This is a genomic window from Vallitalea maricola (genome assembly GCF_036985595.1).
Taxonomy (GTDB): Bacteria; Bacillota; Clostridia; order Lachnospirales; family Vallitaleaceae; genus Vallitalea; species Vallitalea maricola.
Window position 1 is genome coordinate 1 of the sequence record NZ_BTPU01000005.1, and the last position, 13,301, is coordinate 13,301.

At 28.7% G+C, this 13,301-nt stretch carries 14 protein-coding genes; 11 read left to right on the plus strand and 3 right to left on the minus strand.

Annotated features, from left to right (window positions below):
• Positions 1-98: 98 nt before the first annotated feature.
• Together AACQ14_RS01555 and pyk are read left to right on the plus strand one after the other, a co-directional pair.
• Positions 99-503: a secondary thiamine-phosphate synthase enzyme YjbQ gene (locus AACQ14_RS01555; protein ID WP_339361809.1), complete on the plus strand. Its 405-nt coding sequence runs from the start codon at positions 99-101 to the stop codon at positions 501-503.
• Positions 504-682: 179 nt separating this feature from the next.
• Positions 683-2,107, plus strand: coding sequence for a pyruvate kinase (pyk, locus tag AACQ14_RS01560; protein ID WP_339361810.1), 1,425 nt, complete (start codon positions 683-685; stop codon positions 2,105-2,107).
• Positions 2,108-2,136: 29 nt separating this feature from the next.
• On the opposite strand, the gene AACQ14_RS01565 is transcribed toward pyk, so the two are convergent.
• Together AACQ14_RS01565 and AACQ14_RS01570 are read right to left on the minus strand one after the other, a co-directional pair.
• Positions 2,137-3,171, minus strand: coding sequence for a 2-hydroxyacid dehydrogenase (locus tag AACQ14_RS01565; RefSeq protein WP_339361811.1), 1,035 nt, complete (start codon positions 3,169-3,171; stop codon positions 2,137-2,139).
• 208 nt (positions 3,172-3,379) lie between these two features.
• Entirely contained in the window at positions 3,380-4,087 is a 708-nt protein-coding gene (locus AACQ14_RS01570) for a coiled-coil domain-containing protein (protein WP_339361812.1), read from the minus strand.
• A 138-nt stretch (positions 4,088-4,225) separates the two neighbouring features.
• Here AACQ14_RS01570 and AACQ14_RS01575 point away from each other — a divergent pair, with 138 nt between their 5' ends.
• From AACQ14_RS01575 to AACQ14_RS01610, 8 genes are all read left to right on the plus strand, one after another.
• Complete coding sequence (locus tag AACQ14_RS01575) at positions 4,226-4,936, plus strand: response regulator transcription factor (RefSeq protein WP_339361813.1); 711 nt, start codon at positions 4,226-4,228, stop codon at positions 4,934-4,936.
• Positions 4,933-6,330 carry a sensor histidine kinase gene (locus AACQ14_RS01580; RefSeq protein ID WP_339361814.1) on the plus strand — a complete coding sequence of 466 codons (1,398 nt, stop codon included), beginning with the start codon at positions 4,933-4,935 and terminating at the stop codon, positions 6,328-6,330. Before AACQ14_RS01575 ends, AACQ14_RS01580 begins: the two co-directional genes overlap by 4 nt.
• A gap of 81 nt (positions 6,331-6,411) precedes the next feature.
• Positions 6,412-7,239 (plus strand): endonuclease VIII, encoded by an 828-nt coding sequence (locus AACQ14_RS01585; RefSeq protein ID WP_339361815.1) that lies wholly within the window; start codon positions 6,412-6,414, stop codon positions 7,237-7,239.
• A gap of 122 nt (positions 7,240-7,361) precedes the next feature.
• On the plus strand, positions 7,362-8,609 hold the full coding sequence (locus tag AACQ14_RS01590; RefSeq protein ID WP_339361816.1) for an MFS transporter: 1,248 nt from the start codon (positions 7,362-7,364) through the stop codon (positions 8,607-8,609).
• Positions 8,610-8,735: 126 nt separating this feature from the next.
• Entirely contained in the window at positions 8,736-9,350 is a 615-nt protein-coding gene (locus tag AACQ14_RS01595; RefSeq protein ID WP_339361817.1) for a TetR/AcrR family transcriptional regulator, read from the plus strand.
• A gap of 11 nt (positions 9,351-9,361) precedes the next feature.
• On the plus strand, positions 9,362-9,745 hold the full coding sequence (locus AACQ14_RS01600; protein WP_339361818.1) for an FMN-binding protein: 384 nt from the start codon (positions 9,362-9,364) through the stop codon (positions 9,743-9,745).
• 22 nt (positions 9,746-9,767) lie between these two features.
• Positions 9,768-10,259: a flavodoxin domain-containing protein gene (locus AACQ14_RS01605; protein WP_339361819.1), complete on the plus strand. Its 492-nt coding sequence runs from the start codon at positions 9,768-9,770 to the stop codon at positions 10,257-10,259.
• 174 nt (positions 10,260-10,433) lie between these two features.
• The gene (locus AACQ14_RS01610; RefSeq protein ID WP_339361820.1) at positions 10,434-10,925 is read left to right on the plus strand and encodes a flavodoxin domain-containing protein; all 492 of its coding nucleotides are present in this window, start codon (positions 10,434-10,436) and stop codon (positions 10,923-10,925) included.
• A 137-nt stretch (positions 10,926-11,062) separates the two neighbouring features.
• On the opposite strand, the gene AACQ14_RS01615 is transcribed toward AACQ14_RS01610, so the two are convergent.
• Positions 11,063-12,115: a GGDEF domain-containing protein gene (locus AACQ14_RS01615; RefSeq protein WP_339361821.1), complete on the minus strand. Its 1,053-nt coding sequence runs from the start codon at positions 12,113-12,115 to the stop codon at positions 11,063-11,065.
• Between the two features lie 430 nt (positions 12,116-12,545).
• On the opposite strand from AACQ14_RS01615, the gene AACQ14_RS01620 reads away from it, so the two are divergent.
• On the plus strand, positions 12,546-13,289 hold the full coding sequence (locus tag AACQ14_RS01620; RefSeq protein ID WP_339361822.1) for a DUF4184 family protein: 744 nt from the start codon (positions 12,546-12,548) through the stop codon (positions 13,287-13,289).
• Positions 13,290-13,301: the final 12 nt, after the last annotated feature.

Here is a 13,301-nt window from a genome sequence, read left to right on the forward strand (position 1 = left end):
TTTTTTATTCTCTCCACATAGCTTTTCTTTATATTGATTATTTCTAATAATTGGTTTAAACTGAAATATGTAAAAAATAATATAATATAGGTGATTATATGATAACTAAGATGATTCAGGTAAAAACCAATAAACATGTTGAGATGATTGATATAACTAGTAAGGTACAGAATATAATAGAATCTGAAGGTATAGAAGATGGAATATGTACTGTTTTCATTCCTCATACAACAGCAGGAATTACCATTAACGAAAATGCTGATCCAGATGTTACTAGGGATATGTTGATGGAACTTAATAAAATTGTACCCTTAGAAGATGGGTATCGTCATATGGAAGGTAATTCTGCTGCACATATAAAATCAAGTATGATGGGATTCTCAGAAACTATTATAATCAAAGAGAGAAAACTACTATTAGGAACTTGGCAGGGAATATATTTTTGTGAATTTGATGGACCTCGCAATAGAAAAACTATGATTAATATTATGATAGAAAAATAATCACTTTACAAATGGAACTTTCAGGTGTATAATACAATGGGAGAAACTTTTGTATATAACGAAATACAAGTGGTAAATAAATATTTTTCCACAGTATATAATTTACAAATTTTTTTTGCATATATATGTTTTCTAGTAAAGTTAACAATAATATTAATATAAATTTAGGAGGTTTAATATTGTATAAAGCAAAAACAAAGATTATTTGTACGATAGGACCTGCCAGTGATAATAGAGAAACTATTACTGAGCTTGTAAAAAATGGACTTAGTATCGCTAGACTTAATTTATCCCATGGAACAAAAGAGTATTATAAGAAGATTATTAATATAATAAAAGAAGTTAGAAAAGAGTTAGATGTTCCAGTAGCTATTTTAATGGATACAAGAGGTCCCGAAATAAGAACTAAGAATTTTGTTGGCGGACAATTGAAACTTGAAGTAGGTCAGCAAATAACAATATGCAATGGAGATTTTGATGGTACCAAAGAAGGTTTTTGTATAACATATCCTACATTATATAAGGATGTCAAAAAAGGCAGTAAAGTATTAATTGACGATGGTTTAATTGAACTTGAAGTACTACAAGTTGATGCCAAAGACAAAACTATTAAATGTATTGTAAAAAATGGTGGTATAGTAAAAAATAAAAAAGGTATTAATGTTCCTAATGTAAATGTCAATCTACCTGCTATTACGGAAAAAGACAAAGAGGAAATACTTTATGGTCTTGAACATGATATTGATTTTATAGCAGCTTCTTTTATAAGAAAAGAGGAAGATGTTCTAGAGATTAGAAAATTTATTGATGATAATGGTGGTAAGGATGTTAAGATAATATCTAAGATTGAAAACCAGCAAGGTGTAGACAATATCGATTCAATCATAAAAGTATCTGATGCAATTATGATAGCCCGTGGTGATCTAGGAGTGGAGACACCAACAGAATTAATACCTATTGTTCAAAAAATGATAATAGATAAATGTAATCAAAATGAGCTGCCTGTAATTACAGCTACTCAGATGCTTGATTCTATGATAAAAAATCCAAGACCAACAAGAGCAGAAGTTTCTGATGTTGCTAATGCTATTATTGATGGAACAGATGCTATTATGTTATCAGGGGAAACAGCTGCTGGACTAAATCCAGTTGAAGCAGTAAAAGTAATGAGTAAGATTGCATATGCTTCTGAAAGCATGGCTGATCACGAACAGAGAAATATCTGCAAAAAAAGTAAGACTAGTATTACACATGCTGTTAGTTATTCCGCTTATACTACTGCAATACATCTAAAAGCAAAAGCAGTAATTTGTCCTACTTATAGTGGTAACACGGCTAGAATGATTTCTATGTACAGACCTAATGTGCAGATAATTGCAGTAACTAGTGATGAAAAAGTTAGAAGACAAATGCAATTATTATGGGGTGTTACACCGTTATTTTTAAAACAGGAAACGTCTACAGACATATTATTTTATAAATCAGTAATCATGGCAAGAGAATTAGGAATAGTTAATTCAAAAGACTTGGTGGTAATAACAGCTGGGGTTCCTCTTGCAGAAGGAAGTAAAACCAACTTAATGAAAGTACAAGTAGTAGAATAAACTAGAGGGGCTTAGCAGCCCCTCTAGTTTTAATTAACTTTTTTAATTACACAACCATTTTCATCGCATATATATGCTATCTCATTTTCTAATGGTTTGCCTTCATCAAACTGCTTAATACTATTAAGAGTAGTGGAGGCAATATTGTTTAGTGCTTCTTTTGTAAAGTAGGCTTGATGTGATGTAATTAGTACGTTAGGGAATGTAATAAGTCTTGACAATATATCATCATTTACTCCTTCTACAGAGAAATCTTCATAAAAATATTTATCTTCTTCTTCATAGACATCTAAGGCAGCACTACCTATTTTATGTTCCTTAAGACCTTCAATCAAATCTTTGGAATTAATTAATTTACCTCTACCAGTATTAACAATCATAACCCCATCCTTCATTTTATTAATACTTTTTTCGCTAATAAGATATTCCGTATCTTTTGTTAAAGGACAATGTAAAGTGATAATATCACTTTCTTTAAATAGAGTATCAAGAGGAACATAGCTAAAACCTAACTCCTCGGCTGAATTATTATCAGGATATATGTCATAAGCGATAACATTACACTCAAAGCCTTTTAGAATCTTAATTAGAATTTTTGCTATTTTACCTGTACCAATGACACCTACTGTTTTTTGGTACATGTCAAATCCTAATAAACCACTTAGTGAGAAGTTAAGATCTTTTGTTCTATTGTGTGATTTGTGTATTTTCCTATTTAATGTCAGCATCATAGACATTGTGAATTCTGCTATTGCATGGGGTGAATAAGCTGGAACATGAACCACATGAACTTTTCCTTGTGCTGCTTTAAAATTAACATTGTTATAACCTGCACAACGAAGTGCAATAAGCTTAACTCCATATTCATGTAGTTTATTTACAACAAATGAAGAAGCTTTGTCTTGTACGAATATAGAAACTACATCAAATCCTTCTGTAAGCTTTACTGTTTTGTCACTCAAGCGTTCTTCAAAGAATGTTATTTTAAAATCATAATCCTTATTTAAAACTTCAAATATTTGTTTGTCATATGGTTTGGTATCAAAAAAAGCTATTTTCAACATATAGGTCACCTCTTATAGTATAATTAAGTAAATATTAATATATTATTTATAAGAATAAATAATAATTATTATTAATTAGTTATTATTATAAATTATTAATTTTTATAAGTCAAGTATGAATAATCAATAAAATAAGATAGATCCTGCCTTGGATATTTGGCAGAATCTATCTTTTTTTAGTTTAGAAGTATTAATTACTTATAGCATCTTATTCTATTATAGATTTTATCATCAATAAATCATTGTAATTTTGTTCTTTTAGCTCTAATATTTGAGTAAGAAGGTTTGCTGCTGATTCAAAATCTTGAGAGGACATAGCATTTTTAGCATCTTCTCTTAGAGATTTAACCATAGAATGTCTTTCTTTAATTGCTTCTAGATAAGGTTTTATTTCATCTCTATGATTTTTGCATTGTGACTTTAAATCTTGGAATAATAATTTTTCGTCTTCAATATTTGCTTTCCTAGAAAGAACATCAGCCTTTTGAGCTTGGAACTGGTTTACAGCAGTCTTCTTTTCTTCTATAAGAGATGTTAATTTTTCTTTGTCTTCAGATTCCTTTGCGTCTTTTACCTGCTGTTTTAATTCTGTTCTCAAGGTGTTGAAATTATCTCTTGTAGTAGAAAATTCATCTTTTAATGCTTTGTTTGATTCTTTTTTTGCATCAATTCTGTCTTTTACTTCATCTGCTTGAGATTTTAAGCTATCCTTTTCTAAATCTCGAATATCTTTTATTGAATCGCTAGTGATTTTGATGTTTTCGTTCATATCTTTTATGGCATCTCTTAACTCAATAACATTTTCTGGAATCTGAACTTTTTCTTTCGCATTTTCTGGAGCGCTCTCTGCAAGAGCAGATATACCTGAGAAAGTCATTATTCCCAGTATTAAAATAGTTGATACAAGTTTTTTCATATTAAATCATCCTTTCAAATTTTTTCTTAACTTGTTTACAGTTATAGTGTAAAATAAAAATACGGCAGAATATTATTGTAAATGTGGAAAAAGTATGTAAAAATAAATTTTGATACTAGAACAGTGGAGGATAGGAATATGACAGATAAATTAATCTATGTGGTTGATGACGAGAAAAGTATTCGAGATTTGATAAAAGCATATTTAGTAAAAGAAGGATATACAGTCAAAACCTTTCAAAGAGGTGAATCAGCATTGGCAGCCTTTAATAATACTAAGTGTCATTTGATGGTTATTGATATAATGATGACTGGTATGGATGGTTATGAATTATGTAGAGAAATTAGAAAGTCCAGTGATATACCAATTATTATGGTCTCGGCAAAAGATGATGAGATTGACAGGATATTAGGTCTGGAGCTTGGAAGTGATGACTATTTATCAAAACCTTTCAGTCCAAGAGAGTTAGTAGTTCGTATCAAAAATATATTTAGAAGAATTGATAAATCTAACGGCAGTAATTTAGATGAAAAAGAATTAAAAAGATTGTTAATAAATGATTTGATAATTTTAGAGGATGAAAGAAAAGCAGTAGCTAATGGTAATGAATTAAAGCTTACCAACAAAGAGTTTGAGTTTCTATTATTTATGGTTAAAAATAAGAATAGAGCATTTTCAAGAGAGCAAATACTAGATAACATATGGGGATATGATTATTATGGTGAAGAAAGAGCTGTAGATGACTTAGTAAAGAGAATCAGAAAGAAATTAAGAGACACCAATTCAAAGATTGAAATATTAACAGTTTGGGGTTATGGTTATAAAATTGTTGACCAAGGTGAATCATGAGAAGAAATATTACTAAAAAAGTCATCCTACAATTCATACCCCTGATAATAGGTGCATTACTTGTTAGTAGCATTGTAGCCAATATTGCTATAAAAGTATTTTTAGAGAAAAAAGTTATGGAAGATCTTACTAATGAAGCAGCTATCATAAGAAATGTCATTAATACAGAAATTGGTAGTGAAAAAAATATTGATAGAGAAAAATTCAAAGATGTAATTATGCGTTCTCACAAGCTGGATAAGGTTGGTTTGGATAGCAGACTTGAAGTAATAACTAAAACGGCTAATAATGTTGTTATCTCCCAATCAAAAGACTCACAGTTTGATAGTCAGATGTTAACTGAATTAACTAATAGAATACAGAAAGGTAAAGAAAACTTTATTATTGAAAATGATAAAGACGATTTTAAATATTACATTACTGTGCTTCCAATAAATAAATTAGTTAATAATAATAGAAAAGTAAGGTATTGGGTTATTTTGTATATCACTACTAAAGAAGTTTCTAATCTAACAAACACCATATTGAAAATAAACATTCTAATTATGGTTATTATAGGTCTTATATCTATGGTTATTGGTGTAATTTTTGCAAGGTCATTGACAAAACCTATAATAAAATTAAAAAACAGAGCCAACAGAATATCAAAAAGGGATTTTGACTCCATAGAGATGATTAATACAGGAGATGAAATAGAGGAATTAAGCGAATCTCTGGAACATATGGTAAATGAATTAAAGAACTATGACGAATCCCAAAAAAGATTTTTGCAGAACGCTTCTCATGAATTGAAGACACCTTTGACATCCATTAGTGGATATGCAGAGGGACTGAAAGATGGGGTTTTTGATAATACAGAAGAAGCTCTTGATATCATTATTGATGAAAGTTTAAGGTTGAAAAAACTAGTTGAGCAAATAATATTTCTATCAAAATTAGAGACTACTCATGAATTTTTTGAGATGAAACTGGTTGATCTAAAAGAATTAATAGGAAATGCAGTTAAAAAAGTCTATGGATTATCGGCTAAGAAATCAGTAGAAATCAAATTATCTATAGAAGATAGGGTTAATATATATGCAGATGAAGATAAGTTGATTCAAGGATTTATCAATATCCTATCAAACTGTATTAGACACGCAGAATCTAATATAGATATTGCTGTTAAACAAGAACAAGAGTTATGTCATATTATCATCAGTGATGATGGAGATGGTTTCAGTAAAGAAGACTTAGAGCATTTATTTGAAAGGTTCTATAAAGGAGCGAATGGTAGTACAGGTCTTGGTATGACCATAACCAAATCCATTATCAAGAAACATGGTGGACAAATCAGAATCTCCAATAATGAGAATGGGGGAGCTGAATTTATTGTGACTTTCAAAAAGATTTAGTAGTAAATATGACATACTGTTGTCAAGTTAAATATGTTAAATTATATGTGTTGAATTTTTTATTTGAATGGAGGGAAAGTCTTGATTGAGATACCAGAAGCGATAGCATTATCACAACAAATTAATGATACACTTATAGGCAAAAAAATCAGTAAAGTATTAGCTAATGGTTCACCACACAAATTTGCTTGGTTTTTTGGTGAGCCAGAAGAGTATCATGAAAAATTAGCAGGTAAGACAATAGATGAATCAATAGCATTTGGGGGATACGTTGAAATTATTCTAGGTACTACACGATTAGTTTTTGGGGATGGTGTCAACTTGAAGGTTTTATACAAAGATGAGAAGATTCCCAAGAAACATCAACTTTTAATTGAGTTTGAAGATAGTTCATTGCTTATTGCATCTGTGCAGATGTATGGAGGCATGTGGTGTTTTGAAGAGGGAGAGTTTGAAAATATATATTATGAAATTGCAAAAGATAAACCTTCTCCGTTATCTGAAAAATTTGATTATGATTATTACAAAAAAATAATATCTCATGAAGAAGTACAAAATAAAAGTGCAAAAGCTTTATTGGCTACTGAACAGAGGATACCAGGATTAGGGAATGGAGTATTACATGACATTTTGTTTAATGCTAGAATAAATCCTAAGAGAAAAGTATCATCATTTTCACAGGATGAAATTGACAAACTATATGAATCTATTAAATCCACTTTACACGAAATGACTTTAAAAGGTGGTAGAGATACTGAGAAAGATTTATTTGGCTGTTCTGGAGGTTACAAAACCATATTAAGCAAAAAGACATATAAGGAACCATGCAAAATATGTGGAGGCAATATAATAAAAAAAGCTTATTTGGGTGGCAGTATTTATTATTGTGAAAATTGTCAGCCAGAATAGATAAATAAAGTAAGGTAGGTGAATAAAAAATATTCCTCTACCTTTTTTTATGTTTATTATTATATGGATTTATGATATAATCATTAAAATATTTATATAGAAACTGTATGACACCATTATTTATGAATATATCTAAACTAAATCATAGGAAGAGAGACAAGATTATGACGAAACTTTTTGCAATGAAGAAAGAAATGGTTATATATTTTATTATTTTAGCACTTACTGCACTTGGTTTAGGGTTGTCTAATGATATTTTTTCTAATTATTTTAAAGATGCTTATAATATTACAGCTTATCAACGTGGTATAATAGAATTTCCAAGAGAATTGCCTGGAATATTATGTATTTTTGTTGTTACAGCATTATCTTTCATGGGGGATATCAGACTTTCAATTATTGCACAAGTACTAAGTTTTATAGGTATTGCAGTACTAGGGTTTATAACACCAACATTTTCTGTAATGCTAATATTTCTTTTTATCAATTCTATGGGAATGCATTTATTCTTTCCTTTACAAGATAGTATTGGAATTTCTTTGATTGATGATGAAAAGATAGGTAAAAGGATGGGTCAGTATAAAGGGGTATTTACTGCTTTCAGTATGGTTGCAGCTATTATGGTGTTCGTAGGTTTTAGGACAAATGTTTTTAGTTTTACTACTAAAATAAAGTACATATTTGTTATTGATGCAGTAATATTTCTTGTGATAATTGTTTTGTTCGTATATCTACTGAAATTATTGAAAAGACCTTTGGTGAAAAAGAAAAAATTAAAATTTGTATTTCGTAGAGAATATAAATATTATTATATATTAGCTATTATGCACGGCGTTCAGAAACAGATAATGGTAGTATATGGTCCATGGGTTCTCATTGACATTCTAAATAAAAAAGCAGATACATTAGCTATTCTCATGATGATAGGCAGCTTTATTGGAATCTTCTTTATACCAGCAGTTGGTAGATGGTTAGATCGTTTTGGAGTAAAAAAATTATTATATGCTGATGCATTATCATTTATTGGTGTATATGTTGCTTATGGTTTAATAAGTACTGGATTTGCCACTGGTAAGCTTTCACTTGTTGGTTTACCAGTTATCTTTGCTTATAGTCTAATAATCATTGATAGGATGTCCATGCAAATGGGAATGGTGAAGACTGTATATTTACGTTCAATAGCAGTTGATATGTCTGATATAACACCTACTCTATCTATGGGAATTAGTATGGATCATGTTGTTTCAATAGTCTGTGCTTTTATTGGTGGTTTAATATGGAGTTCATGGGGACCACAGTACATATTCTTTTTTGCTGCTGCCTTATCACTTGTCAATCTCTTTGTTGCAAAAAAAGTTCAAATTAAATAATAGATATTGATTATAAATTTTATACTCCTTTCTATTGACTATAGGGGTATAAAAATATATAATAAGATTAAACACTGTTTAGTAATTAAATATTGTTTAATATATGTTTGAAAGAGTTAGGTAATTATGAGTAGACAAAGGCAAATAAATAAAAAAGAAGAAATAAAGCAGTTAATATTGAATACTGCAAGAGAAATAATGGTAAAAGAGGGGATTGATAAAATATCCATTAGAAAAATCACCAATACATTAGATTATTCTCCAGGTATTGTCTATCATTATTTCAAGGATAAAGAAGAGATTATAGAAACATTATTAAAAGAAGGCTATGGAGAGATATTAAATAGTATTAGGGTTATAAAAGACTACGAAAAGGAACCAGAGAAAGAAATAAGAGAGAGGTTCATAAGTTATATTAATGCTGTTCTCGAATTTTCCGATTACTATTTAGCGATAGTTCTAAGTGACAAGGTCTCTATTTTGCAATATACAAGTATGCTTCATAAAGGGGTCAGTGAAGACAGAAAATCAATTAAGATATTATGTGACAGCATTAGAAAGGGGATACAATTAAATCAGTTTAAAGAATGTAATGTTGAGCTTACAGCTCAAGCTTTATGGGTTTCCATTTTTGGATTAACTGTGCGATTGATTATTGAAGGGGAGATTGATATAGAGCAGAAAGAAAAATTAATCAATCAGCAATTAGATATTCTTATAAGTGGAATCAAAAAACAATAAGAGGTGGTTTGATGAAGAAGCTAAAGAAACGTAGTAAAGTTTTTCTGATAATATTAGGCATCCTTGTTATAGCCTTTTTCGCTGTAAAATCAATTCATGTAAAGGAAATTGAGGTAAGCAATATTGACCTTAATACCTTAGAAGATGGAATTTATAAAGGAAGTCATGATTCTACATTAGTCAAGGCATGGGTTAGTGTAGAGATTAAAAATCATACTATCAAGACTATCATAATTGATGAACATCAAACAGGTCTAGGTAAAAAAGCTGAAACTATAACAGATAAGATTATTGAAAAACAATCTTTACAGGTGGATGGTATTACTGGAGCAACAGTTAGTAGTAATACTATAAAAAAAGCCATAGAAGATGCTTTGAGTAAAGGCTCACAATAATTATTAATAATGGAGGTTTGTTATGAGTACTTTAATAGTTTATGGAACAAAGTATAGCTTTACAGAAAAATGTGCAAAAGCTCTAGAGAATGAATTAGATGGTAAAATAGATATGATTAATTTGCAGATTGAAAGTGTAAACGATTTATCGGGTTATGAAAAAATCATTATTGGGGGTCCTATATATGCTGGGCAGCTTCGTAAAAATGTTAAGCAATTCTGTGTAGATAACCTTAATATATTATTAAGTAAAAAAATAGGATTATATATATCATGTTCAATGACAGGAGATGATGCAAGAAAACAAATAAAAAACGCTTTTCCAGAGGCGCTATATAATAGAGCAGTGATAAAAGATTATCTTGGTGGAGAAGTTAATCTAGAAAAAGCACGTTTTTTTGATCGCCTAATCATTAAGATGGTATCAAAATCTGATGATAATACCTCTAGTAGGAATAATGGAATATGTATGGATAACGTAAAAAGATTTGCAGATGCTATAAATAATTGCTAATAGTAGTAGTAATTATATTTAATGGTAAAAGAAGAATTATTTATTCACTTCTTCTTTTACCATTATTTTTTTTGTGTTATAATCATATAACTGTGTATTACTTAAATAGAATCTAATCTGTAATATTAAGATATAATATATATATTAAATTATTTATGAGTGGGAGGTATATATATGAGTGTTTTAATAATCTATAGTACCAAATATGGTTTTACAGAAAAATGTGTTAAAGCTTTATGTAATGATTTGCAGGGTAAAGTAAAGATAGTTAATATTCAACAGGATATAATTAAAGATATAAGCTGCTATGATAAGATTATTATTGGAGGACCAATATATGTAGGAAGACTCCAAAAAAAATTACGAAGATTTTGTTTGGATAATCTACAGATTTTGGTAGATAAAAAAATAGGATTGTTTGTAACATGTTCTGTAGGAGGGGATATTGCGATTAAGCAGTTGAATGATGCTTTCCCTGATGAATTATGTAGAAAGACTATTGTAAAAGGGTGTTTTGGAGGAGAAGTCAATAAAGAGAAAGCTAGATTTTTTCATAGATTAATTGTAAAAATGGTTTCAAAAACTGATAATTCTAGTACTCATAGAAATAACGGTATGATTATAGAAAACATTAATGAATTTGCAGATATAATAAATAATAGGTAATAAAATTTATACCTGTACATATAAGTTGAATTAAGGAAAATATATTGAACTTATTAAATGGGTGATAGATGTTTAAGTTCAATATATATAGATATTACTTATTTATTATAGATTCTTTCACTTATACCTTCTATGAATTAATAATTAATTATAAACTTGTTTCTACCATTTGATTTAGCTTCATAAAGTGCTAAATCAGCTCTGCTTAATAAATCAGTTACTGTATCATTAGGTTTTAATCTAGTTAAACCAATGCTAATTGATGAATTGAGATTTTTGATTTGACCTATCTTCTGGATAGCTTCCAATAGATCATTCATCTTAGATTTTACGTTAGTTTCATCGCCAGTATAAATGATAGCAAATTCATCTCCACCCCATCTAGCTAATATATTGGGTGCTTTTATAATTTCACCAGCTTTTTTAGCGAAACATATTAACAAGTCATCACCAATAAGATGTCCGTAAGTATCATTGATTTTCTTGAAGTTATCAAGATCCAAAAGAGCTACATATATACTAGAGCTAGATATTTCTTGATCACTTATAAGAGCTTGTAGATATTCATCGAAGATTCTTCTGTTATTTACATGGGTCAATGAGTCAGAAGTTGCTAGATTATGTAATTTATAATTAGCTTCTTTTAATTTTATACTGTATTCTTCTTGTTTTTTCTTTTCAGTAGTATATGCATTAGCAAATTGTTTGATTAAATAATATGATGCATATAATGTAAGTGGGATTTGAAGTAGTCTATCCCAAAATTGTGAATCTGATGGATGTGAATTAATTAAATCAGGTCTAAAATGTTCAAATATGTAAAGTCCTGTAAAAACTCCAATTAGCATAATTATTAATATTATTCTTTTTTTCGAATTAAATAGATATGTGATACATATTAAGATTATAAATACATAGGCAATTGTATTATTAGCAGTTCCACCTGAATCAAACCATCCAACGGGGATAAAGAACAAAATTATGAATATAAAAAATAAAAATTTTACATGTTCTTTTTTAGGGGGCTCCTTAGTCTCATAATATAATGCGAAGAAACACATAATTATTAAAAAAATCCATTTTGTGTTGATTATGAGAGGGAATTTAAAAATTATATTACCAATTATACATATGGCTGATAAAACTATTCCTGTTTTTACTATTGAGTTGAAAATTTTATCTTCTAACATGATTTACACTCTCATTTCTTATTAGTAAATATTAATAATATCTGTTAAATTCTCTAGTAAGTTTTATTTTTTAATTTTATCATATACCCACTGTCCTTTCAATGTAGATGATAGATTAATTAGATTTATTCAATAATTCTTATACTAACATAATTTTATAGATAGCTTAAGATTAATTTACATTATTTACCACTACATGAAATGAAACTTTTTATGTAGTGTTTTCGTCTTATAAGTGTTAAATATTTTAGGTAACTCTATACCTAATGTTATTTTTTAACTGATTATTACATTTTTTGGCAGATACTTATTATCTGCCACTTTTTTTTATTCTAACTACTAAGTTTTTTTAATTAAGTTTTAACTTAAGTCTAATATAGTCATGCTATAATCTTATAAAATGAATTTTAATTAATAGGTGGTGGAAATAATGCCTTTTACTTTATCACATCCAGCGATTGTCTTACCTTTTGGAACGAAAAAAAGTAAATATGTTGATTTTACAGCTCTTGTAATTGGATCAATGGCACCTGATTTTGAGTACTTTTTACATTTTAGACCTTATAGAACTATTGGTCATAGTTTTTTGGGACAAATATATTTTAATTTACCTTTAATATTGATACTTGCATTAATATTTCATTACATAATAAAAGAACCTATGATAACTAATTTACCTAAGCCTTTTTGCAATAACTATTATTATATTGCTAGAGATAAGTGGGAATTAAACTCAGTATTAAGAATAATAGTCTTTATATATTCAGCTTTGATTGGAGCATTTTCACATATTTTTTGGGATGGGTTTACACATTACACTGGTTTTTTTGTAGAAAAATTCCATGTGTTAAGAGAATATATAAATATTACTGGTATTAGACTTCCAGTGTACAATCTGTTACAACATCTAAGTTCAATCATGGGATTGATAGTAATCTTTTTATTTATCATCTATAAACGAGATAAAACTTCGCATATGGGTGTTGAGAATGCAACAGCTAATAAAATAATTTATTGGAGTGGTGTGATATTAATAACAATCTTCGTTATGATAATAAAAAGAATGTTGACAGGAAAGTATTTGATAGCAAGCTTAATTATTACATCTATAAACGGATTTTTCATAGGGTTGATTATCATGTCAATAATAATAAAAGTAAAAATGCAAGATTAGTTTAATTAAATT